Here is a 24,724-nt window from a genome sequence, read left to right as displayed (position 1 = left end):
ATTCCTGGTTTGATAAATACAAAAGATACGCAAGAGATTGCTGGTTTGTGATTCTTAATAATTTATACGAACACAAAAAAAAGCTAAATTAAGGAGAAAACCATTTTGTTATGAATTTGGAATAAGATTTGAAAATAATGTAAGGTATGCTGGTTTCCGATTTAAAATAATCAGCTGCTGCTTGCATGAAAACGAAAATTAAACAAAAACCTGCAAAATGGAAAAAGACAATACTGATTATTTTAGGAAGTCTGGTTTTTCTGGCACTTGTTTCTCCATTTTTTCTTACGGTTTATCTTAAGCATAAACTTCCGGAACTGGTTAATGAAAAGACACCTTACCGGATTTCACTTAAAGATTTTGACCTTGATCTTTACAAAGGCAATATTTCCGCACATTCAGTATCTATCCGGACGAAAGCGACTAAAGATCCGGCTGTGACGAAGATTGAGGGGAATTTGAAAAGCCTGAAAATCGAAGATTTCGGGATATGGAAGGCCATTATCAGCAAATCCTATCATGTGAAAAATATTCAGCTTATTGACCCAGATCTTCGGATCAGGATAGGCAAAACAAAAAAGAAGAAAAATCCGGGACAAAAGAAAGCAGACTTTGAAGTTGAAAATATTTTTGTAACCAACGGACATATTTCGGTAAAAGACGCTGCACAAAGAGATATTTTTACCGGGAAGAACGTAAACATTAATCTTACGGAGATCCGTCAAAGCAAAGATGCTTCAAAATTACCCGTTTCTTTTAAAGATTTTAAAATCGAAGCCCATGAGTTGATGGTTACTGTTAATGACTTTTGCCAGATCTTTGCCAAACGGATCGATGCAAAAAATAGACAGCTTACCATTACAAATTTTCACCTGAAGCCAATTGAAAGTCCGGGGCTTTACAATGCAAAAAATGTTTTTGATCTGAAAGTCAGCCAGCTTCTGGCGGCGAACTTTATCATCAATCAGGATTCTTTGATTATAGAAAATACAAGGTTTACAAAACCACAGCTAATTGTTACCTCTACAAATAAGAAAACGGTAAAGGAAAACCCGAAAGAAGTCAACCTGAAAATCGGAATTAAAAACTTTGATATCCAACAGGGTTCTGTGTTGGTGCAGCAGAAAAATAAAGTAAAAACCGCATCAGTTGATAATTTCCGGCTGAATTTAAATGATATTGTTTTTGATAAAAATACAGTAAAAGAAAAAGTGCCTTTTGCCTTTTCAGGACACCATATTGAATTGGAAAATATGTATTTTATGACCGATCCTCTGCAGGCGGTAAGTATCAAAAAGATTTCTTCAGACAATGATGATATTTTCTTGGATAATGTTCAGTTCAAAGCGCTCGGAAAAAGCAGGACAAAAGATGTTTTCAACATAAAAACACCTAAAATTGAATTTCTGAAAAATACATCGCGGTTTGCCGGCCAGCAGTTTCAGTTAAAATTTGCTGCCGTTAATATTTACCGGCCGGATATTGAAATTATTGCTGCTGATCATAAAAAGAAAACCTCCGGTAAAAGTAAAGCAGCGGTTCCTGATCTCCTTGCTAATTTGGGAGCTGTAAATATTATTAACGGAATGTTCTCACAGCAATCAAAAGGTATCAATAAAATAAAAGTCGGAAACTTCAATGTTAAACTGAATTCGGTGACAACAGATAGGAATATCCTGAAAGAATCCATTCCCTTTCATGTTAAAAATCAAATGATTACAGCAGGTAAGATCGATGTGGATGCCGGGAAATATTACAGGCTGAAAATACATGGGATAAAAAACACCGGTAAAATAACACAGATTACCAATTTTGGTTTTCTTCCTAAATATTCAAGAGAAAAGTTCAACCGGATGATTGCAGTGGAGGAAGATCTGTACACAATAAAAGTAAAGTCCATTAACATTACCGACAGAAATTCCATCTTCGGAAAAAGTACAGCCATTGATCTTGACCGTATTGTTTTTGACGGTGTCAACTGTAACATTTTCCATGATCTCGCACCTCCGGATGACATTGGGGTCCGATACATGTTCAGCAAAAAGCTCCGTGATGTAAAATTTCCTTTGTTCATTAAGCAAGTCGATGTCAAAAATTCACGGCTTGCCTATGAGGAAGTTGCTGAAAAAGCGAAGATTCCCGGCAAAATTACCTTAGAAAATTTCAATGCGTCCATCTTTAATTTGAACAGTGCAAAAATGAAAGGCAGGCCTACTTTGGTAAAGGTAGATTCCCAGTTCAGGCTTTTCGGAGACGCCGATACCAAGGTGCAGTGGCAGTTTGATGTTGCCAATAAAAATGATGATTATGCCATTAACGGGATCATCAATGATCTTTCCGTGGACAATGCCAATCTCTTCGTAAGACCTTACCTTAATGTAAGCCTGGACGGTAAAATTCATTACCTGAAATTTGATTATAAAGGAAACAGTAAAAATATCGGAGGTAACTTCTACTTCAAGTACAGCGATATGAATGTTAATTTCATGAATAAAAATACGGGTAAGGAAAGGAAACTGCTGAGTGCGATTGCCAATATTTTTGTTAAAAATGATTCAAAGGGTGAGCCCAGCTATGTGGAAGTCAATATCGAAAGAGATCCCAACAAAAGCTTCTTTAATACTTTATGGCAGGGAATTATGGAAGGCCTGAAAAAATATCTGATTTAATTTGGAGTTTCAGTAACAACCACCCATTTCTCATTCTTCGGAGGACCTGTTCGGCTTACTGTTTGATATAGTGTAGAAAAGATTTGCATATGAAAACACAGAACAAGTCAGATTCAAGATCAGAAGTTCCGAATGAAGGAGTATTGCCTGAAATCATCCGTGAAAATTATCTGGGAAGCCGGAAGCTGGTGAATAAAAAAGCATTGATTACCGGCGGAGACAGCGGTATAGGGCAGGCAGTGGCAGTTCACTTTGCAAGAGAAGGAGCAGATGTTGCCATTGTTTATAAAGAAAGTGACGATGATGCCGGAGAAACAAAAAAACTGGTTGAAAAAGAAGGCCGGTTATGTACTTTGATTAAGGGCGACCTGGGAAAAAAAGAATTCCGGGAAAATTGTACCGGTCAGATCAGAGAAGAATGGGGGAAGCTGGATATTCTTGTGAACAATGCAGGGATCCATACTTCTAAAGATGCACTGGAAGAAATTTCCGATGAGCAGATTCAGGAAACATTCAATACGAATATCATTTCAATGATTTCTCTCACAAGAGATCTTTTACCGATAATCCGTGAGGGAGGAAGAATCATCTGTACCACATCCGTTACGGCGTACCGTGGCAGCGATCATCTTATTGACTATGCAGCAACAAAAGGAGCCATATTATCATTTATGAGGTCATTATCAACCAATCTGAATCTGGCAGAGAAAAAAATTTTAGTTAACGGTGTGGCTCCCGGTCCTATCTGGACTCCTTTGGTAAAAGAGACGTTTGATGACCTCTCCACATTCGGAAAAGATACCGCTCTGAAACGTGCGGGGCAACCCTCTGAAGTCGCACCGGCCTACGTTTTTCTGGCGTCAGAAGACTCAAGTTTCATTACGGGCGAAGTAATTCATATCAACGGAGGTGACTTTGTGGGCGGATAATACTTTTTGAAAAATTACAACGTAAAGTCTGTTTATATCTTAAACAGACTTTAATAACTTTATACAGCTATGGAAAAATTACATTTTGAAATACAGATCAGTGCAGAACCGGCAAAAGTCTGGAGTGTATTATGGGATGACATGTCTTACAGGCAGTGGACGACTGCATTTACAGAAGGTTCTTTTTATCAGGGAACATGGGAAGAAGGAAGTATTATGAAATTTTTTGATCCTCATAATAACGGTATGTACAGCAGGGTTGAAAAGAACATTCCGGAAAAGATTATGAAATTTCTGCATCTGGGAGAAATTATTGAAGGGATAGAAATGCCGCAGGATTGGGGAGAAGCTACGGAAGCATATATCTTGGAAGAGAATGAAGAAGGAACAATGTTAAATGTTGAAATTCAGACCAATGAAGAGTTTAAAAGTTTTTTTGAGGAAAAGTTTCCCAATGCTTTAAGAATTATAAAAAATCTTTCAGAAAACCAGTTGTAATATAATAGTTTTAAGATACTGTTGTATGGCTGTCTTTAATCAACTTAAAATAGAGAATTATGGAAACACTGTCTTATGAAAAAGTAATTAATGCACCGAAGCAGAAAATCTGGGATATTCTTTGGAATCCGGAAACCTATGGTGAATGGACTCAGTTTTTTAGTCCCGGATCGGTAATGAAATCTGACTGGGAAGTCGGAGGTAAAACCTATTTTCTGAATGCTGAAGGAAAAGGAATGGTTTCAACCATTGACAGTCTTGAACAGCCAAATCAGATTGTTTTTAAGCATCTGGGCACGCTAGACCAGGAAGGAAATGAAGATATGCGGAGCAAAGAAGTGATGGAATGGAGCGGCTTTTTCGAAAAATATATCCTGATCGATTTTGATGGCCGGACAAAACTGCATGTCGAAGTCCAGACCGAAAAAAACTGGCGTGCACATATGGATGAAGGTTTTACAAAAGGTTTGGAAATAATAAAGAGTCTGGCTGAAGGAAAGTAAGAGGAGATGAATAACGTATTTTCCAGAAATGGAACAGAAATCGTCCGCTTTTATTTAATTTAGGATGTCGCAAAATCTCCGTGACTTTTTAAACACTGAGGAAATAAAAATATCATATGAAACTCTTAACAATTCTTTTCGCTACATTCATTCTGGCTTTACTGGGAACCAAAGTATTTCATGGCGAATGGAATTTTTTATTTTCCGGAAACCTGGGAATGGCTGTTTTTATTGTATTCACCGGACTTTCGCATTTTAAGTTTCAAAAAGGGATGGCCATGATGATTCCTGATTTTATTCCTGCACGCTTATTTTGGGTTTATTTCACCGGAATTATTGAAATAGCAGCAGGGATTGGATTAATGATTCCTTTCATCCGTGAATTAACTGCTGTTTTACTGATTATTTTCTACGTATTGGTTTTTCTGGCCAATATCAATTCTTCAAAAAAGAAAATTAATATTTTCAAAGCGGATTATACAGGGCCTGGAATGGATTATCTTTATAAAGAAAGAATCCCGATGCAGATCATCCTGATTGCCTGGACCTGGTATTTCGGGATCTATCTTAACTGATATATTGATTTATCAACCTCATATTAACGGAAAGTTTTTGCTTTCCGTTTTTTAATGTACGCATTATTTTAAGGAATAAATTAAGCTGATCCAACACTTTGTAGCATCCTTAAATTTTTTTCATTGTAGGGATTATCAAAATTTTCTTAATTTTTGGGAAAGCTTGGTCTATTGGTCTGATCAAGATATTTCAAGAACAAAAAAGTGGTAACCCATTTATTTTTAAAACATATATTCCTATCTTAAAACATGATAATTAAAAGAAAATACGGACTTCTTGAAAAATATTTTAAATTTATTAAAGTAAAACAAAAAATACAATCGTCATAGCAATATGGAGGTTGTCGAAAAAATAGCAATGCCACAGAAAGAGAAGGAAAATATCATCTCACAAACCGTTTCAAAGTACGGGGGAAAGCTGATGTCGTATATTCGCCCTAAAGTGAAGAATACGGAAGATGCGGAAGATATTTTGCAGGAAGTGTGGTATCAGTTCAGTAGTCTTACCAATCTTTCTGAGATTGTGAATGTCGGCGGCTGGCTGTACAGGGTAACCGCAAATAAAATCACGGATAAATACCGCAAAAAGAAAACTGAGAATCTTGAAGACTTTGTGTATGAAGATGAAGACGGTGATTTTTCCATTAAAGATATCCTTCTGATGGATGAAAGTGCCGGCCCGGAAATAAAAATGTTTCAAGATGAAATCTGGAAAAAGCTTTTTGAAGCACTGGATGAGCTTCCTGAAAAACAGCGTCTGGCATATGTTGAAAATGAACTGAATGATAAGACCCTCCAGGAAATTGCCGATGAACAGGGAGAGAATATCAAAACCATCATCAGCAGGAAAAACTACGCAGTCAAGCATTTAAGAAACAGATTACGAAAATTATACGAAGATTTAAACAGTTAGTAAAAAATAAGATATGAACAATCATAAACATAAAAAAAGCTGGATTTTTTTCATTCTTTGTCCACCGCTCATCTTTCTCGGGGTCACATGGATTGTGATGTCACTCTGGAACTGCATTCTTCCTGAAATTATAGGCGTAAAAAGCATTAATTTCTGGCAGGCGATGGGAATCCTGGTGCTGAGTAAAATTCTTTTCGGAGGTTTCCATGGGAAATTCGGGCAGGGCATGCGTGACATGAAAGAGAAACACCTGAGACATAAGATGGAAGGGATGTCTGATGAAGAAAAAGAAAAATTCAAAGAAGTATGGAGAAACAGGTGCGAAAACGGATTCTTCAACAGGAATAAAAAAAATAACGAATAACCGGACGTTTTAGAAGTAGTAAAGTAAAAACCACAGGTATTCGTCTCTATAAAAAATCAAAGTAGTAAAATTTAAAATTTTGAAAAAATGAAAAATTCAGTAGTAAAGGGTGCGCTTGGAGCACTGGCCGTAGCAGGCATAGCAATGATTGCTAAAAAAGCGGTACAAAGAAAAAGATTTGTAAAAGGAATTTTCGAAGAATACGGAATCAAGGAAAAATCGCCTTTCGGACTTGCAGATAAAATCCGCGAAATGGATGAAAACCAATATCAGGAATTGAGAGAAAAATTTAAAAAAGAATTTGCTTCCAGATGTCACAGAAGGTTTGATAAAAAGGAAAATATTGTGGAAGCGTAACCACAAGAATTAAATCAATTGAAATTGTTTGTCCGGGTCAGGAAGCGAAGCTTCCTGACCCGGACTTTTTTAAATTCTACAAACAATCATATCATTATTATCAGTAAGCTCTGATACTTGTATTTACACCATCATAGCAAAAATCACGACATTATTTTAGTGGATCGTAAAGAACAAAAAATAAAATCCTTATTTTTGTCATCTTCAATGAAAGACTACTACTATTTTCTCGGTATTTCGCATGATGCTTCGGAAGAAGACGTCAAAAAAGCTTATCGGAAACTGTCTCTGAAATATCATCCTGACAAGAATGAAAATGATGACTTTTTTGCGGACCGATTCCGGGAGATTCAGGAAGCCTATGAAACGCTGAGTGATAAAAGCAGGAGATATTCCTACGACCAGAACCTGGAAAGCCATCAGAAAAGTTTTCGATACAATATCCCGCCTTCTATAAAGAACTTTACGGCGAATAAAGTGCATGCGAAAAAAGGCGAGGAGATTATCATCAGCTGGCAGACCCAGAATGCAGATGTGGTAAAAGTACTGCCTTTCGGGCTGGAAAAACCATATGGTGAGAGAATTTTTAAAATTACTGAATTTAAAGACGGGAAATTTCAGGTTCTTCTCCACGCGACCAACTCATTATTACATAAAACAGCTGTTCAGGGAATCACGATTACCGAAGTTTTTGACAGTACGACAGAAAAATTTAAAGATAGGGCAGAAGAGTTATTTAAACCACAGCCGGGCACTATGGCAAATCCGAAAGGGCAGCCTAAAATGATACGAATCTTTGTGGCTGTTGTATTGCTTATGGCAGCAATATATTTTCTACTGAAAGCTCTATAGTCTTACGACAGTTTCTTATTGCCGGGACATTTTTTGCACCTTTTTCCTTTTTTGAATTTTTTACAGCAGGATTTTTTTTCACCACAGTATATTTCTTCAGTATGGATAGAAAATGCAGGAGCCAAAGGCGGGACTTTGAAAGGAATGATCATATTCATATTGCAAATATATTAATTTAGAATAAATACAGATAATAAAATGGTATAAATAATTATATTTTGATTATCAGGAATTTGATGCTACGTTTATGATTCAAATATTTCATATAAAATTGTAAAATCTTTGAGGTGAAAATCAATTCCATCAGTTAAAACAATTATCATTTTAACAAAAAAAACATATTTCTAAATTGATCTTTATTTATTAAAAAAAGTTATTTTAACTGCTTTAATAGTTAAAATAATAATAAAAACCTGTTAATAGTAAGATGTACATAATTTATATACTGAATTGTTTATGATTTTATGTTGCTTGCAGATTTTTCTAAAAAATCGTAATTTTACCCATCTTTTTTACAATAAAATCTAATATAAAAAATGAATACAGAACAGTTTGTGAGCCGCCACATTTCCCTGAGTGAATCCGATAAACAGGCAATGCTGGAGAAAGTGGGCGTTTCAAGCATCGAAGAGCTTATTTCTCAGACCATTCCTTCTTCTATCCGTTTAGAAAAGGATCTTAAAATTTCAGAACCGCTCTCGGAATACGAAATGCTGATCCATTCAAAGGAACTGGCATCCAAGAATACTGATTATACAAGCTATATCGGTTTTGGATATCATAATACGCTATTGCCGTCAGCGATTCAGAGAAATATCTTTGAAAACCCAAGCTGGTACACTGCTTATACCCCTTACCAGGCAGAAATTGCACAGGGAAGACTGGAAGCTCTTCTAAATTTCCAGACTGTAGTGTGTGATTTGACGGGTTTTGCTTTGGCAAACGCTTCATTGTTGGATGAGTCTACAGCGGCTGCAGAAGCCATGCACATGTTCTTCAATAACAGAACAAAAGACCAGAAGAAAGCAGGTGCCAATAAATTCTTCGTTTCCGATTTGGTATTGCCTCAGACAGTTTCTGTTTTAAAAACGAAAGCTGAAGGGTTGGAAATAGAAATCGTGGAAGGAGATCATAAAACCCATGAGCTGGACGGTTCTTATTATGGTGTTTTATTACAATACCCTGGCAAAAACGGAATTGTTTTAGATTATACGGAAGATATCACTGAATACAAAAAGCTGGATCTTCAGGTGGTTGTCGCCTGTGATCCTATGGCGTTGGTTAAACTGAAATCTCCTGCGTCCATGGGCGCTGATTGTGCCGTTGGAACGACGCAGAGATTTGGTATTCCATTAGGGTACGGAGGTCCTCACGCTGCATTTTTCTCTTGTAAAGAAGATTACAAAAGGGATATTCCGGGAAGAATCATCGGGGTTTCCCAGGATATGTACGGAAAACGTGCATTAAGAATGGCTTTGCAGACCAGAGAACAGCATATTAAAAGGGAAAGAGCAACTTCAAACATCTGTACAGCACAGGTTCTTTTGGCGGTAATGGCCGGAATGTATGCTGTTTATCATGGTCCGAAAGGATTGAACTATATCGCTGACCAGATTCACTTTAAAGCCAATGCTTTGAAAAACGGTCTTAAAGCATTAGGATATCAGACAGTAGAAGAGCCGATCTTCGACACGGTAAAGATTATGCTGAGCGAGGATGAAAAAGGAAGATTAATGAGAATGATGCTTGATCATAAATTGAACCTGAACTATTTCACGGAAGGTGTGGTGAGCATTGCCATTAACGAAAGCACGACTTTGGATAAACTGAATTATCTGATGGCTTCTTTCGCTCAGTTTATTGATAAGCAGACTTTTAAACTTGAAATTAAAGAAGGATACAGCATTCCTGAAGAAAATCTGAGAAAAGACGAAATTCTTACAGAGCAGGTATTCAACAAATACCATACGGAGACAGAGCTGATGCGTTACATCAAGCGTCTGGAAAGAAAAGATTTATCATTGACACATTCAATGATTTCTTTAGGATCTTGTACAATGAAACTGAATGCAGCGACTCAAATGCTTCCGCTTTCATGGGACAACTGGGGAGCTATTCATCCTTTTGTTCCGGTAGACCAGGCAGGAGGTTATCAGGAAATGATCCGAGAACTGGAAAAAGATCTGGCAGAGATTACAGGTTTCGCAGGAACTTCTCTTCAGCCGAATTCTGGAGCACAGGGAGAATACGCAGGATTGATGGTGATCCGCGAATATCACATTTCAAGAGGTGAAGGCCACAGAAATGTCGTATTGATTCCTCAGTCGGCACACGGAACCAATCCGGCTTCTGCAGCCATGGCGGGAATGAAAATTGTAGTGGTGAAGAACCTTGAAAACGGAGAAATCGATTTCGAAGACCTAAAGGCAAAAACCGAACAGCATTCTGAAAACTTATCTTGTGTAATGATCACGTATCCGTCAACGTACGGGTTCTTTGATGCCAACATTAAAGAAATTACAGCATTGATCCACCAACATGGCGGACAAGTATATATGGATGGTGCCAATATGAACGCTCAGGTAGGATATACAAGTCCTGGAAATATCGGGGCAGATGTTTGTCACCTGAATCTTCACAAAACTTTCGCCATTCCTCATGGAGGCGGTGGACCTGGAGTAGGCCCGATTTGTGTTGCGAAACACCTAGTTCCTTTTTTACCTTCGAATGCCAATATCAGAATCGGTGCGAAAGAAGCGATTGACGGAATTTCTGCGGCGCCTTACGGTTCAGGATTGATCCTGAATATTTCTTATGCATATATTAAAATGCTGGGAACTTCAGGATTAAAGAAAGCGACTGAGCATGCGATCCTGAATGCCAATTATTTAAAAGAAATCTTAGCAGAACATTTTCCGATTTTATATTCAAACGAAAATGGGAAAGTAGCTCACGAATGTATCGTAGACTTCCGACAGTTCAAGTCATTAGGTATTGAAGTGGCTGATGTAGCGAAGCGATTGATGGATTACGGTTTCCATGCACCAACGGTTTCTTTCCCGGTGGCAGGTACCTTAATGATTGAGCCTACGGAATCTGAAAGCAAATCAGAAATCGACCGTTTTGCTGAAGCATTGATTGCAATCAAACATGAGATTGATGAGATTGCCAACGGGGAAGCTGATACTGCCAATAACGTATTGAAAAATGCTCCTCACACTGAGCAATTGGTCATCTCTGATTCTTGGGATAAGCCATACAGCAGAGAAAAAGCAGCCTATCCATTGGAGTGGGTAAGAGACCACAAGTTTTTTGCTTCCGTTTCCAGAGTGGATGAAGCGTACGGAGACCGAAACCTGGTTTGTACGTGTGAGCCGATTGAAGCGTATATGTAAGTATCAGTTCTAAGATATAATCAATCCCTTTCAGTGATGAAAGGGATTTTTTGTTTAGCATTTGTAGTTTTTTATTTATCAGACAATTTGATACTGCATACAGGTGTACTTTTGACGATTATGTCTAACACAACATCATAAAACCATTGTTTTTAAAAGGCATATTGTAGCCTTCATAACATATGCTTTTATCATCATTGTTAATTCCTAAGCTATTAGGCCAGTCATTATTTAAAGATTGGTTTTGAGATAATTATAGAACCTAAACATAGAGTACATGGCTCCTGCCGCAAAAGGACGGCCAGTTTTAAAACGCATGGTCTGATCAGAATTTTTTCAGGAAATCAATTCATAACCAAATATCTTATTCTCATTTTTTTAAATTATTAAAATAAAAGCCACTGTTATTCATTTTTAAATGTTGTAAAATAAGTACTTCTATAACTTTGTGGTAAGATATGAAATATTCACAAAATGAAGTGGGGAATTATTGATAGGTCAGATTATTCTGATAATGCTAAAAGAATTAATAGGCAATCAAATTTCAAATTGTTCTTCAACATTATACAAAACTTCGCAGTCACAATATCCACCATTTTCATTAAGCCAACCGATAACTTTTTCTGCATTTATAATTTGATTCTCTTCCAAAAAATTTCTGGTTAGCGTAAGTGTATCATCACATCCATTTTCTGACAAATGTTCATCCAGAAAATCAAAAAGCATTTTAAAACGTTCACGTGAAATAGGGAGACTTTGCTCAAATTCAAGATTTGCTTTTTCTATAAGCTCTCTTTTGATTTGTTTTCGTCGTCCAATTTCGTTTTTGTCAGGCATATTTATACGGAATAAAGTTTTAGTTTTAACATTGTTAATATACAGTAAGTTTATATTAGTTTAGAGTAGCGAGTATGAATTTCAAATCTTCACTAAAAGTATTCGCAATGACATTAATCAACTAAAATTTTAGAATTAAAAATTTCTTTTCTGTTGATTAAAATAGAATCAAAATTCACTTTTTTAAAGGAAACTTCTCTATGATAATAATCAAAATTGGCTTCATAGATTTCTATAATTTTTCCTTTAATTTCTTCATCGGGTTTTTGAATATATTTTTCGCAAAGGCAAAGAACTAGCTTTTGTATTGCAGATTCATATTCACATTTATTGGGAATGTGATGATCTCGATAAAGCTTTCTTTCCTTTTCTTCATCATGAAGAGGATAATGGATAATACATGTTTTGAAATTTACCTTACCCGTATATTTTTTGGAACAGGAGTCAAAATTATTAATAGTATAACGGACGACAATTTCATGAATCATTCAACATATGGATTTTGAAATTCAATTTGTTGAGTTATATAAACATACGAATTAATTGACCGTTTTATTTTCATCCCAATAATAAGAATCCGGATACATCCTCGCACCGAAAACAGCAGTTCCTACTCTCACCATCGTGGAACCTTCTTCAATAGCAGTTTCCAGGTCACCGCTCATGCCCATGGAAAGTTCCTGCATGTGTACATTCGGAATATTTTGAGAAATGATTTCCTGCTGAAGATTTTTCAGAAGCTTGAAACAGGCTCTTACTTTTTCTGTTTCTGCGCTGAACAGGCCGATTGTCATAAGTCCTTTGATTTTTAGAGCACGAAGTTTAGCCACGTCTTTAACAAGATCAACAGCCTGATCAGGATGAACACCGAACTTGCTTTCTTCACCAGATGTATTGACCTGGATCAGGACCTCAATGGTTTTTCCTTCCTGGAGAAGTCTCTGATTAAGTTTTTCTGCAAGGTCGAGGCGGTCGAGAGACTGGACACAGCTGACTCCGTATTTTAAAATATCTTTGATCTTATTGGTCTGAAGATGGCCAATGAAATGATTTTCGTGCGAAACATCTTTTAAATCCTCGTATTTTTCTTTAAGCTCCTGGACTTTATTTTCGGCAATTAAAGTCGCTCCGTTTTCCAGTGCTATTTTTATTCTCTCTGCAGAAACCGTTTTGGTGGCGAGCAGCAATTTAACTTCATTAGGATTTCTGCCTGTTTTTATACAGGCATTCTTAATTCTGTTATTGATGAGGTTGAGGTTGTGAATCAAGTCTTCTTTCATGGTAGAGTATTATTTATTATAAGCCGGGTTTTACTATCTTCCGTTCTCCGATCTGCTGGCGCCACATGGCATAGTACAGTCCTTTTAATGCCAGCAAATCTTCGTGTGAGCCGGTTTCAATCACTTTCCCTCGTTCCAGAACGTAGATTCTATCAGCATGCATGATCGTGCTTAAACGGTGTGCAATCAGTACAGTGATCTGGTCTTTTTCATCTGATATTTCCTTGATGGTAGTGGTGATTTCTTCTTCAGTAATACTGTCTAAAGCGGAAGTGGCTTCATCAAAAATTAGCAGGTGCGGTTTTCTCAGCAACGCCCGGGCAATGGCGATTCGCTGTTTTTCGCCGCCGCTTAATTTCAAGCCGCCTTCGCCGATCACAGTATCTATACCGTTTTCCGCCCTTTCGATAAGTGCCGTACTGCTGGACTTTTTTAAAGCTAATCTCAGGTCTTCTTCTGTTGCGTTTGGATTTACGAACAACAGGTTTTCTTTAATGGTCCCTGCAAAAAGCTGCGTATCCTGGGTTACAAATCCGATCTGGTTTCTCAGTTCATCAAAATCAAATTCATTTCCGTTGATATGGTTGTAATAAATAGAGCCTTCTTTCGGACGGTACAATCCGACCAATAATTTAACAAGTGTACTTTTCCCTGAACCGCTGGGACCGACAAATGCAATGGTTTCCCCGTTTTTTACACCGAATGAAATACTGTTCAGGGCTTTGTAAGAAGCAGTCTGATGCTTAAAGGAAACCTCTTTGAATTCCAGCTCTTCAATAGCACCAATAGATTTTGGCGTATGCGGTTTTTCTTCAGCCGGTTTTTTCATCAGCTTATCGAAATTATTCAACGAAGCTTCTGCCTCACGGTAGGAAATGATGATGTTTCCTATTTCCTGCATGGGTCCGAAAATAAAAAATCCGTAGAACATCAGAGAAAGATATTGTCCGGGAGTTACGATATTCCTGAAAATCAGGAACAGCAGAGTAAGGGTAATCATTTGCTGTAAGAAGTTTACCATCGTTCCCTGGATAAAGCTAAGAGAACGGATGCTTTTTACTTTCCTGAGCTCAAGTCCAAGGATTTTATACGTATTGTTATTCAGCCGCTTGACTTCCTGTTTGGTCAGGCCTAAACTTTTCACGATCTCAATATTCCTCAGACTTTCCGTGGTGCTTCCCGCAAGGCCTGTGGTTTCTGTAACGATCGTTTTCTGGATATTTTTAATTCTTTTGCTTAATAAATTCGTAATAAACGCAATGAGAAAAATTCCGACAACATACACCGGCATAATCGACCAATGAAGGCGGATGGCATAAACGGAAACGAAAATAATACTCACCAGGATCCCAAAGAAAATGTTGATGAAATTGGTAATGAATTTCACGGAATCTTCCCGTACTTTCGTTAAAACAGAAAGGGTTTCCCCGCTTCTCTGGTCTTCAAATTCCTGGTAGGGCAGTGCCATTGAATGCTGAAGTCCGTCGGTAAAGATGCTGGCCCCGAACTTCTGGGTAATGACATTGACCACATAATCCTGGAAAGCCTTTGCAATCCGGCTCACCATAGCCGTTCCGATTAATAATCCCAAAAAGTAAAATACACCATGGTATATATCAGTCCCGTACAGATACTGATCCAGGTTTCTGGGTAAGGTCTTTTGTTTATCAAAAAAATTAGGATGCGTTACCAGCTGGTCTAAAATATTCCCGGTAATCGCAGGGCCGAATAAGGAAAATACCTGATTCACGGTGGCTAAAACCAGTGATAAAATAAGTAGCCATTTATGAGGTTTTAAATAATTAAATAATGTTTTCATTCTTCTACAATAGTTGTCCGCAAAATTACAGATATAAATCGGATCACGTAAGATTTAATATTTTGCAGTTTACGATGAATCTTAGGATTAATACGGAGAATCAAATTATTGTATACGTTTTATTTGATAATCTCCATAGAGATTTCACTCATCAGATCCCTTACCAGTTTTCCGTTCTGATGATTGGAAAGCACCACGATGACAACCTGTCTGTCAGGTTAATATCGCATCAAGCTGGAGTTGCCGAAAGTATCTCCATTTTTTTCAATAAAACCATTTCCGATTTCCCAGCCAAGCCCGATATTTTTACGTGAATCTTCATCATATGTTTTGTCTGTAAATTTTCTCAGGCCGGTAATTACCAATCCATCATCCGGAATTTGCTGAATTCTTTCCTTACGGCTGAATCGATACATTCTGATGACTTTGGCTGAAGCAAGTAATAGAAGTAATAAGGAACAGTAAAAGAATAAGATTTTTGTTCATAAGGGTTTTGAAATATGGGTTGGATGACCGTGAAGATTGTTACAGTATAATGGCATGAAGAATAAGCGTTTTCTTATAACAGACCATTATTTTTAATCGGTCCGGCTTCAAGTTTTTTAATCAGGTTTCCTTTCACCACCGTGAAAGCGTAATCTTTTGCTTCTGCAAACGAAATCCCGTATTTTTTTTCGATATTTCTCAGGTCTTCAGGAAATTGAGCTAGAATTTTATCATAGAACGTATCCAGGAAATCTGCAGAAGGCATTCCATAGTTGATTTTTAACTGGAAACGTCTCAGTAAAGCCGTATCTATGATTTCTGCATGGTTCGTGGCACAGAGCAGCAGGGCATTGTCAGGATAATAATCTATCAGCTGCAAGAGGGTATTCACCAGTCTTCTCATTTCGCCCACATCCTTATCATCGCTTCCTCTTGATTTGCCGATCTGATCAAGTTCATCAAGGAAAAGAACTGAACGTTCCCTTGCCGCTTTATCAAAAATCATCTTGATATTCTGCGAGGTTTCACCAATCCTTGAGGAAACGATATTGCTTAAGTTCAGGATGATGATGTTCCTGCCCAACGCATGGGCAATCGCTTTTGCCGTCATGGTTTTTCCGCAGCCGGAGCTTCCCTGCAGCAGGATTTTATTATTCACCGGAAGCCCGTATTCCTGAAGTTCTTTGCTGTACGTGTGCTCTTTGATCAGTTGGGCAAACTGTTCCTTATTTTGCGGGGCAAGGAAAACATCATTAAGGGAAACCTCTTCTTTATCCTGTATTATAAGGTTGTACAGACTCATTATTTTTGTTTTTTTAATTAAATTTTCATCATATGTTCCGGGCAGTCGATTCTCAGGTCTTCGGAATATAAAACCTTTTCCAACAGACTGCAGACCGGTTCTTTTCCTTCTGCTGAGGGCCGGAAATGCGTGCAGGTAGTGCACATCCTCTGGATGGTTATGATTCCGGTTCTGTTCAAATAGTGAATCACATCAAAAAGGCTTTGGAGGAATTTCTCCTTTGCTTGCTGATCCATAACCTGAATCGGAGCGCCAATCTGCTGAGTAAAATACGATGTCTTACCGGCAATTTCCATTCCTTTACCACTGAGATGGATGATATAGCTGCGGGTGTCGTGAGGCTCATAATCTTTCGTAACAAGGCCTTTTTGTTCTAAAGATTTTACAGTTTCGCTGATGGTTGCCTTGGTCATATTAAACTCATCGGCGAGATAGCTGATTTTTCTTTTTTCATCACTGTGATTAAGAAGGAAAATCAGGACCTGAACCTGGATCGGGCTCAGAGCATGTTCCTTGCTTTCCTGCCAAAGCAAAACACGGAAAGCCTGTGAAATCCTTTCTAAGGAGGCCACAATTTTGCTTTCCGTGTTCTGGTTCTGATGTTTTAGATTAAAATCTGATTCATTCATTATTCATTACAATTTTCCATTTCAATGATGGAGTACCCTTTTTTGCCGATATCGTTTTCCCATTCCGGCAGCACATTTTCCGTATGGCAGAAACTACATTCTTTTGCCGTAAGTCTTAATTGTTCATGCCCTTTTGTCCGAAGATAGTCTTTCCCGAACTGATGGATAAGGTGTTCATCTTTAATATGTGCAGGAGCAATAATGTCGAAATGCATTACGGTTCCGTTTTTTTTAGTGACATAAGTATCCCAAACTGCAATTTTCATATGATAATTTTACATTAAACAATAAATTGCTTCACAAAGGTAGTAGTCCTAACTATGTGAAGCAAATTTTTTTAGCCTTTTACATCTTCTATTGAAGCTCCAAAATTAATGTGAAGCACATTTCCATTAGGCGTTACTAAAGCCGGCACCGATTGTACCCCTGCATTTTCTGCTTCATTAATTCTGTCCCTGTTGTCACTAAGATGAACGATTTCTACTGAATCTCTTCCGATAAGATCGATAATGTCATGTTCTGCACTAATGCAAACCGGACAGCCTGCGTGATAAAAAACTGATTTTTTCATTGTATATAATTTTATTTGTTTGTGGTACAAATATAGTTAGGATAACTAACTAAATAATGGATTTAGTTAGTTTTAACATGATTTTAACATTTTGATTATAATTTCCTGTTTTAGAACTTATAATTATAGAATTTTATAGCAGATTAGATTTCATTTGATATACGCTTACAGATTTATAAGTAAACAGATTATTACTTGCTTTTATGTCTCTATTCACCCATAACCTACTACATTACAGTACCAACAAACTCATCTGGATTTAAAAATAATGATGGCTTTTAAGTGTAAACACAAAAGTATTAAAACAAAAAAAGGCCGAACAAAAAAGTTCGACCCTATCGGCTATAATAAAAATTAAAGATTTCCTTAGTGTTGTTGCTTATGTTTTGATGAATTTTAATAAAAGGGAATGTTCATCTCAATAAAAACATAAACCGTGTCATTCATTTGTGTATTCTGCTGGCTGAACTATATTCAGCTTTGGAAATTACGGTTAGTTTCTTTCTTCTCTCTTTACTGTTGCGAAATAAGAAGAGAAAACTACTAAACATGTTGCGATTCCGATGTAAGTTAACATTTTATTGTATTTTTAATTATTTGATTATTTATTGCTAATTCTATACTGCAATATTACAACTTTAAAATGAGTCTCCAAATGAAATAATTATGATGTTTATCAGTATGTTATGTGTTTTTAGTTCAGTATTTTGTTGGTTTTTGTTTACATAAATTTAATATAAATTTAAGAATTAATATGTATTATTATTATGTTATCTGTAAATTTTTATCAATCCTTCAATAGTTTTACGTTTTGTAATTAAAAGTTGATAATACAAAGAAGAAAAAATGCTCTGCATAATAATAGAAATCGATTCAACTTTAAATCACTTTATTTTGATATTTTATTTTTTAATGTTAATAAAATTTATTATTAGTGATTTGATCCATTGGTTTTTTATTATACGGATGGCCTACAGGACATGTGAAAGATCTATTTCGTTTGTAGCTTAATTTTACACTACAAAATGAAATATATTATACTGTTTGTGATCTGGCCTGGATTATTTAAAAAGATTTTTTAAATCTGACTGTTTTGGAAATGAGTTTCTGTCAGATATTGTACTGTTATAATAACAGTCAGTTATTATTTTTTGAGTATTCTTAAGACTTTAAATAAATAGTGAATTACCAGATTTAAAACTAGGTGTTAGTTTTATATATATAGTCAAGATTAAAGTCACAACGAAATTATTATCTAATTAGATACTATAAGTTGAAATGCTTTTTACATTCCATTTCCACTTTTGTAAACCGCTTGAGAATAACCTCGGCCTGAACCGCTTCCATAAGAGATAAAAATTTTTTTCCGTCTTTATCTTTTTTGATTTTTCCGATAGAGTAATGAAACAAACCCAAATCTATAATCGGAATCCAGGTAATATCTTTGTTATCAGAATGTGTACTGTTAGCATTGTTATATTCTTGCTTAAGTTTTATCAGCGATGAATTTTATATGAGCAGGATTCGCTTTTAAAATGGCTTTATGAGTATCCGGTTTAAATTCTTTATACGTAATATCCTTTTCTTCCCCAACTTCAGTTTTTCTCTATCTTATACTGTTTACAGGAAATAATGAAAGATAGATATAAAAGATACATGAGTTTCATGGTTGTATTTATTTAATATAATTTCTGATCCTTCTCGCAGTAAAAGCTTCTTCTTTTACCAAGACCTGTCTGTTTTTTAATGAAATTTTCACCACAAACAGGACATATTTTCTTTGTGTGAGCCTGCCAATGCTTTTTAAGGGTGTTTTCGCGCTTCCATTTCAGGAAATCAAAACTGTAGTTTCGGGCTTCTGTGATCAGTTCTCTGAGCTTTTTCGGAGGCATATTTCCCACTATACTTTCCGGCTGGACACCAATCCTGAACAGTACTTCATTTTTAATAATGTTTCCAACCCCGGAAAAAATAGTCTGATCCATTAAAGCATCGCAAACCAACATTTCCGGATGGGCTTTTAATTTTTTCTCTGCTTTTTTAGGATCCCAGTCATCACTCATCACATCTGCTTCCCAGTCAATTGCAGCTAAAAATTCTAAATCCACCAACTTTACGTTGCAGGTATAAAAATACATTCCGCCATCTTTGAAGATCAATGATAGTCTTAATTGCCGATCAGGTTTTGTCTGTTCATCAATTTCATAAGATCCGAACATAAGCAGATGAATTCTTATGGCAATGTCGTCAAAAACAAGATAAGTCTGTTTTCCAAAAGTCCGGATCTCTTTTAAAACTTTTCCTTCAAAAATATCTTTCCCGAATTTGGCATCTCCGCCAGCTTCGATAACTTTCTTGCCTGCAAATTTTTGCAGATCTTCTTTCATTAATATAATAGATGGACCTTCAGGCATGGTGTGTATTTTAGGCTTTTAAATAACAATAATTCTGCCATGAAAAAAAGGTTTGTCGGGTAAATTTTTTACAGGATGTAAGGAAATAATATAACCATTATTATGACTTGACTGAACCATTGACAGGAAAAGCAAAAGCAGATGAACTGAAAAAGTTGATTTCAGAAAGAAGAATATTTGTGGGTTTTCATAAAAAATTGTCCGATTGGTTCATAGAAAATAAAATTTGAAGTAATTTTGAAAAATGATGAACTTAAACCGGATTTTTACCAATCAGAGAACGGGAAACAATCCACAGACGAAAGCTTCGAGAACTGATTTTCAGCGGGACTTTGACCGAATTATTTTTTCATCGGCTTTCAGAAGGCTGCAGAATAAAACGCAGGTTTTTCCGCTTCCAGGAAGTGTTTTTGTACATAACCGTTTAACGCATTCGCTGGAAGTTTCTTCGGTGGGAAGAAGTTTGGGAAGTGTGATTGGGGAATTTATTCACGATCAGTTTAAAAATGATTTAAACGAAGATTCTAAAAATTTTTACCTCCATAATTTAGGAAATGTAATTGCCGCAGGCTGCCTTTGCCATGACGTTGGAAACCCTGCTTTCGGGCATTCGGGCGAAGATGCCATTGCCAGCTATTTTGACAGGAATGAAACGGATTTAAAACCGAAATTTAGTGATAAAGAATGGGCAGACCTGGTTAATTTTGAAGGGAATGCAAATGCAATCAGGGTTTTGGCCCAGCAGCAGCAGGGCAAAGATGCAGGCGGTACTCAGCTAACATTTGCTACGCTGGCAAGCATTGCGAAATATCCATGTGAGTCTGTGGCTAAGAAAAAAGGGGTTATCCACAGGAAGAAATTTGGTTTTTTTCAGAATGAAAAAGACATTTTTCTTAAGATCGCAGAGGGGACGGATTTGATTTCAGAAAGTGAAGACCCGTATATCTTTAAAAGGCATCCTTTTGTATGGCTTGTAGAAGCGGCAGATGATATCTGTTACAATATTATCGATATGGAAGATGCGCACAGGCTTGGGATTGTTTCAACTGCTGACTGTGAAAACCTGTTTTTTGAACTGGTGAAATCTGAAACCGATGATGTAGACCGGGTGAAGAGAAAACTGGATTCTATCGGCAATGAAAACGAAAAAATTTCATATTTAAGAGCGAAAGTAATCAATGCATTAATCAATAAATCTATTGAAATGTATAAAGGCCATTTTGAAACGATTCTTGAAGGAAACCTCAGTAACGGCCTGCTGGATATTTATAAAGCTGAAAATAAAGCATTGCAGGATATTGCAGGTTTTTCAGTCGAAAAGATTTATAACCACAAAGCCGTAGTGGAAATTGAAAATGCAGGATATAACGTGATGTATGAGTTATTGGATCATTTTATTCCGTCCATTCTTAAATCTGAAGAAAAAATTAAATCTTACGATATAAAAGCATTAAAATTAATTCCGAAACAGTTCATCTATGAAAACGGAACCGATTACCAGAAAGTTCTTGGTGTCATTGATTTCGTTTCGGGAATGACTGATAATTATGCCACTGATCTTTATCGTAAAATTAAAGGAATTGATATCGGAATGACCGTTTAATCATACGTTTTATTTGACTGATATCTTATAAATGTGTATCTTATCAGCTCATTGAAAAATAAAAAGTATGATTTTTTTAGGTATTCTCGTCTTTTTCGGACTTATTACGTTATTCGCATCCTTTTTTACGGTGAAGCAGGAATCTGCAGCCGTAGTAGAGAGACTGGGTAAATTTCTGAAGGTAAGCCACGCCGGCCTTCACTTGAAAATTCCGTTTCTGGATCAGATTTCCAAACGTTTGAATCTGAGGATTCAGCAGCTGGATGTGATTATTGATACTAAAACGCTGGATAATGTTTTCATTAAAATGAAAGTTTCCGTCCAGTACCAGGTGATTAGGGAAAATGTAAAGGATGCTTTTTACCGTCTGGAAAATCCTGAAAATCAAATTACATCCTATGTTTTTGATGTCGTTCGTGCAGAAGTTCCAAAAACCAAGCTAGACGATGTTTTTGTAAGAAAAGATGATATTGCCATTGCTGTAAAGAGCGAACTTCAGGATGCGATGCAGAGTTACGGGTACGATATCATCAAAGCATTGGTTACGGATATTGATCCGGATGAGCAGGTAAAACATGCGATGAACAGGATCAATGCTGCAGAACGTGAAAAAACGGCCGCAGAATACGAATCCGAAGCACAGAGAATCAGGATTGTAGCTGTAGCGAAAGCTGAAGCGGAATCTAAAAAACTGCAGGGGCAGGGGATTGCCGATCAGAGGAGAGAGATCGCAAAAGGCCTTGAAGAATCTGTGAAAATGCTGAATGCCGCCAATATCAATGCACAGGAAGCTTCTGCATTAATTGTTGTGACGCAGCATTATGACACCTTGAACTCTATCGGAGCAAACAACAGAAGTAACCTGGTGTTGCTACCGAATTCGCCTACTGCAGCCAGTTCAATGCTGAATGACTTAGTCGTTTCGATGGCAGCCACTCAGAAAATGGATGAGTACAGTAAAATCATCACCGATCCACCCAAAAACCATTAATAGTAAAACTGTTTATTAAAAATATAATCCTTTCATTTTAATGGAAGGATTTTTTCATGTTTCTAAATCTTTTTCCGATCCCATTTTGAGCATGCGTCTTAAGTATAAACAAATATCTTAAATTCGGAACTGTTGTTTTTTAGTTTTTAAATTCCTAATTTGACCTTACTTTTATACCACATTCACAGAACACAGTAAAATATAAATATGGACAATCAAATTGAAATTGAAAATTACAAAATCCAGAAATCGGAGTCATGGGCAGGGAATATTGATGATCAGGAGCTTATAAACAGGATACAGGAGTCTGAATTTTCTAAAGAACAAATTGATAGCGGAAAAGACTTCTGCTATTTTTTAGATAAAAAATACCGTACGAGCAATACTGAAAACAGTGAGTATATCTGTATGGCCTATACTCTTAACGAGCCTGCAAATCTTGAAAGGGCTTCGGTTTCTGATATTATCGTTGAAGAAAATGAAATATACCATATTCACAGGATCAGTGTATTAAGAGATGGCGTATTAATCGATAAGATCCAAGATGCCAAAATAAAGGTGCTGGACAGTGAAAGCCAAAGCAGCGGAGGGATTTTAAGCAGCAATAAGAAAATCAATATTACAATAAAAGACCTCCGGTTATATGATATTCTCATCATGGAAGATTCAAGAGTAAAAGCCTTTACAGAACGTGATTTCCTGAGAAAAGAGTTTTCAAAATACGTTTGGGTAAGTCCGGATAACTACTGGGCGTACGGGAGCTATTCGTTTACATTTATTAATGACAGGGACAAGAAAATCGCCTGTAAAAAAACATTCTTCCGGGATGAAAAAGGAAATGTTATTGAGCCTGAAGCAAGTTATCTGGATAAAGGGGAACGGTTTGTATTTGAAGAGAAAAATTACATCAATCCTGTTGATGCCAACCGCGAAGTTTTCCCTTATATCGATTTCGCAACCGTTGCTGACTGGAAAGATCTTTCTAACTATATTGCCCCGATTTATGATGAAATCTTCAATGAAGCTCCGTTAAAAAGCTTTGCTCCGGATCTCGCTGAAAAGTTGGATGGTATTGCAGATGCAGACGAAAAAGTACAGTTCGCTGTAGAATATGTGCAGAACAATATTTATTATATTTTCAATGCTGATGAAATGAACGGGCACAAGCCGCAGGAACCGGCTGTCACGTATGAAAATAAACAAGGCGACTGTAAAGCGAAATCGGTTCTCTTAAAAGTAATCTTAGATTATATCGGTGTGGAATCTTCGGTTGTTCTGGTAAATTTCCATACTGATTTTTACATTAAATATTACCTGCCTTCATTGCTTACATTTAATCACGCAATTGTAAAAATTAACTATAAAGGCGAAGATGTGTTTGTTGACGCTACGACCCGTGAAGAATTCGGGCTTCTTGAAAACCGTGGCTTCATTTATTTCATGCATTATCTTGAAATAAAACCGGACCAGGAATTAAAGGAAAGAAAACCATACCGTTATCCTTATTTCTGTGTGGATGAGAAAGTGGATTTTAACGTCCGGGGAAATTCCGGAACTTTAGTTTTAACCACTACTTATAAAGGAAACCGTGCCAATGCAATGAGAAGGTATTTTAAAAATACGAACAAGAGAGAAGTGATCGACAGCTGGAATAATTTCCTTTTTTACAGTTTGAACTATTCCAATGACAGAAACGGAACCGATATCAGGAATGTTTTCAAAGATTCGTCCATCGATGTTATCAGCGATGATAAAAGGCTTAATGAATTTAAAATCCAGTACAAATCCACTATAGAAAACCCTTATTTTGTAGATGCAAAAAACAACCGCTTCCTGATGTATTTTGACCGGAATGTAGTCAAGGCAAGTGCCCGGGATTTTATGCATAAAGATGTTTCTTTCTGGCATAATTTCGACAGTGAAAAGTATGAGATTAATCTTTATACCGACCAGAAAATCGATACCGAGGAAAAGTACACTGTTCAGGAAAGTACCATCCGTAATCCGTATTTTGATTTTATCAGCCGTAAAAAAGTAACCAAGAACGGTGCAACGGTTACTATTGAATATAATCCTCTGGTAAATCTTGAAATACCGCAAAATGATTTTGAAAAATTCAGGACAGACCATCATACGGTGGCCGACAGTAATTTCGGTCTGGGGATTGATATTGTCGAACCCGGGTTAATGAATATGCTGAAGTTCAATTTTAAAAAGCGGTTTATGTAAATATCATT

23 protein-coding genes are annotated in these 24,724 nt (G+C 36.7%); 13 read left to right on the top strand and 10 right to left on the bottom strand.

Annotation, left to right across the window (positions count from 1 at the left end; translation table 11 throughout):
• Window positions 1–185 precede the first annotated feature (185 nt).
• The 10 genes from MKJ01_RS13245 (at window position 186) to gcvP (ending at window position 11,055) form a co-directional block, all read left to right on the top strand.
• Window positions 186–2,669, top strand: a complete 2,484-nt coding sequence (locus MKJ01_RS13245; RefSeq protein WP_241614560.1) for a hypothetical protein — start codon at window positions 186–188, stop codon at window positions 2,667–2,669.
• Between the two features lie 89 nt (window positions 2,670–2,758).
• Complete coding sequence (locus tag MKJ01_RS13240) at window positions 2,759–3,598, top strand: SDR family oxidoreductase (protein WP_241614561.1); 840 nt, start codon at window positions 2,759–2,761, stop codon at window positions 3,596–3,598.
• A gap of 69 nt (window positions 3,599–3,667) precedes the next feature.
• Entirely contained in the window at window positions 3,668–4,096 is a 429-nt protein-coding gene (locus tag MKJ01_RS13235) for a hypothetical protein (protein ID WP_241614562.1), read from the top strand.
• 59 nt (window positions 4,097–4,155) lie between these two features.
• The gene (locus MKJ01_RS13230) at window positions 4,156–4,599 is read left to right on the top strand and encodes an SRPBCC domain-containing protein (protein WP_241614563.1); all 444 of its coding nucleotides are present in this window, start codon (window positions 4,156–4,158) and stop codon (window positions 4,597–4,599) included.
• A 116-nt stretch (window positions 4,600–4,715) separates the two neighbouring features.
• Window positions 4,716–5,174: a hypothetical protein gene (locus MKJ01_RS13225; protein ID WP_241614564.1), complete on the top strand. Its 459-nt coding sequence runs from the start codon at window positions 4,716–4,718 to the stop codon at window positions 5,172–5,174.
• A gap of 334 nt (window positions 5,175–5,508) precedes the next feature.
• Window positions 5,509–6,087, top strand: a complete 579-nt coding sequence (locus MKJ01_RS13220) for an RNA polymerase sigma factor (protein WP_241614565.1) — start codon at window positions 5,509–5,511, stop codon at window positions 6,085–6,087.
• A 13-nt stretch (window positions 6,088–6,100) separates the two neighbouring features.
• Window positions 6,101–6,451 carry a hypothetical protein gene (locus MKJ01_RS13215; protein ID WP_241614566.1) on the top strand — a complete coding sequence of 117 codons (351 nt, stop codon included), beginning with the start codon at window positions 6,101–6,103 and terminating at the stop codon, window positions 6,449–6,451.
• Window positions 6,452–6,538: 87 nt separating this feature from the next.
• Entirely contained in the window at window positions 6,539–6,808 is a 270-nt protein-coding gene (locus MKJ01_RS13210; protein WP_241614567.1) for a hypothetical protein, read from the top strand.
• A 207-nt stretch (window positions 6,809–7,015) separates the two neighbouring features.
• Complete coding sequence (locus MKJ01_RS13205) at window positions 7,016–7,660, top strand: J domain-containing protein (RefSeq protein ID WP_241614568.1); 645 nt, start codon at window positions 7,016–7,018, stop codon at window positions 7,658–7,660.
• Between the two features lie 536 nt (window positions 7,661–8,196).
• The gene (gene gcvP / locus MKJ01_RS13200; protein ID WP_241614569.1) at window positions 8,197–11,055 is read left to right on the top strand and encodes an aminomethyl-transferring glycine dehydrogenase; all 2,859 of its coding nucleotides are present in this window, start codon (window positions 8,197–8,199) and stop codon (window positions 11,053–11,055) included.
• A gap of 537 nt (window positions 11,056–11,592) precedes the next feature.
• Here the strand turns inward: gcvP and MKJ01_RS13195 are convergent.
• From MKJ01_RS13195 to MKJ01_RS13150, 10 genes are all read right to left on the bottom strand, one after another.
• Window positions 11,593–11,892: a DUF2695 domain-containing protein gene (locus tag MKJ01_RS13195; RefSeq protein ID WP_241614570.1), complete on the bottom strand. Its 300-nt coding sequence runs from the start codon at window positions 11,890–11,892 to the stop codon at window positions 11,593–11,595.
• A gap of 113 nt (window positions 11,893–12,005) precedes the next feature.
• Window positions 12,006–12,380 (bottom strand): hypothetical protein, encoded by a 375-nt coding sequence (locus MKJ01_RS13190; RefSeq protein ID WP_241614571.1) that lies wholly within the window; start codon window positions 12,378–12,380, stop codon window positions 12,006–12,008.
• 51 nt (window positions 12,381–12,431) lie between these two features.
• Window positions 12,432–13,172: a YggS family pyridoxal phosphate-dependent enzyme gene (locus tag MKJ01_RS13185; protein WP_241614572.1), complete on the bottom strand. Its 741-nt coding sequence runs from the start codon at window positions 13,170–13,172 to the stop codon at window positions 12,432–12,434.
• Window positions 13,173–13,188: 16 nt separating this feature from the next.
• The gene (locus MKJ01_RS13180; RefSeq protein ID WP_241614573.1) at window positions 13,189–14,991 is read right to left on the bottom strand and encodes an ABC transporter ATP-binding protein; all 1,803 of its coding nucleotides are present in this window, start codon (window positions 14,989–14,991) and stop codon (window positions 13,189–13,191) included.
• 218 nt (window positions 14,992–15,209) lie between these two features.
• The gene (locus MKJ01_RS13175; protein WP_241614574.1) at window positions 15,210–15,407 is read right to left on the bottom strand and encodes a hypothetical protein; all 198 of its coding nucleotides are present in this window, start codon (window positions 15,405–15,407) and stop codon (window positions 15,210–15,212) included.
• Between the two features lie 143 nt (window positions 15,408–15,550).
• Window positions 15,551–16,279: an AAA family ATPase gene (locus MKJ01_RS13170; protein WP_241614575.1), complete on the bottom strand. Its 729-nt coding sequence runs from the start codon at window positions 16,277–16,279 to the stop codon at window positions 15,551–15,553.
• A 17-nt stretch (window positions 16,280–16,296) separates the two neighbouring features.
• Complete coding sequence (locus MKJ01_RS13165) at window positions 16,297–16,908, bottom strand: MarR family winged helix-turn-helix transcriptional regulator (protein WP_241614576.1); 612 nt, start codon at window positions 16,906–16,908, stop codon at window positions 16,297–16,299.
• Window positions 16,908–17,174, bottom strand: coding sequence for a DUF2024 family protein (locus MKJ01_RS13160; RefSeq protein WP_241614577.1), 267 nt, complete (start codon window positions 17,172–17,174; stop codon window positions 16,908–16,910). The genes MKJ01_RS13165 and MKJ01_RS13160 overlap by 1 nt, the downstream gene beginning before the upstream one ends.
• Before the next feature lie 71 nt (window positions 17,175–17,245).
• Window positions 17,246–17,479 (bottom strand): thioredoxin, encoded by a 234-nt coding sequence (locus MKJ01_RS13155; RefSeq protein WP_241614578.1) that lies wholly within the window; start codon window positions 17,477–17,479, stop codon window positions 17,246–17,248.
• A 1,679-nt stretch (window positions 17,480–19,158) separates the two neighbouring features.
• Complete coding sequence (locus MKJ01_RS13150) at window positions 19,159–19,893, bottom strand: DNA-formamidopyrimidine glycosylase family protein (RefSeq protein WP_241614579.1); 735 nt, start codon at window positions 19,891–19,893, stop codon at window positions 19,159–19,161.
• A 247-nt stretch (window positions 19,894–20,140) separates the two neighbouring features.
• Between MKJ01_RS13150 and MKJ01_RS13145 the strand changes: the two genes are divergently transcribed.
• The 3 genes from MKJ01_RS13145 (at window position 20,141) to MKJ01_RS13135 (ending at window position 24,716) form a co-directional block, all read left to right on the top strand.
• Window positions 20,141–21,496, top strand: coding sequence for a deoxyguanosinetriphosphate triphosphohydrolase (locus MKJ01_RS13145; RefSeq protein ID WP_241632647.1), 1,356 nt, complete (start codon window positions 20,141–20,143; stop codon window positions 21,494–21,496).
• 67 nt (window positions 21,497–21,563) lie between these two features.
• Window positions 21,564–22,487: an SPFH domain-containing protein gene (locus MKJ01_RS13140; protein ID WP_241614581.1), complete on the top strand. Its 924-nt coding sequence runs from the start codon at window positions 21,564–21,566 to the stop codon at window positions 22,485–22,487.
• A gap of 207 nt (window positions 22,488–22,694) precedes the next feature.
• Window positions 22,695–24,716 carry a DUF3857 domain-containing protein gene (locus MKJ01_RS13135; RefSeq protein WP_241614582.1) on the top strand — a complete coding sequence of 674 codons (2,022 nt, stop codon included), beginning with the start codon at window positions 22,695–22,697 and terminating at the stop codon, window positions 24,714–24,716.
• Window positions 24,717–24,724 lie beyond the last annotated feature (8 nt).

The organism is Chryseobacterium sp. SSA4.19 (genome assembly GCF_022601875.1).
Classification (GTDB): Bacteria; Bacteroidota; Bacteroidia; order Flavobacteriales; family Weeksellaceae; genus Chryseobacterium.
Note: the sequence above shows the minus strand (reverse complement) of the source record. Positions and strands in the feature narration are given on the sequence as shown.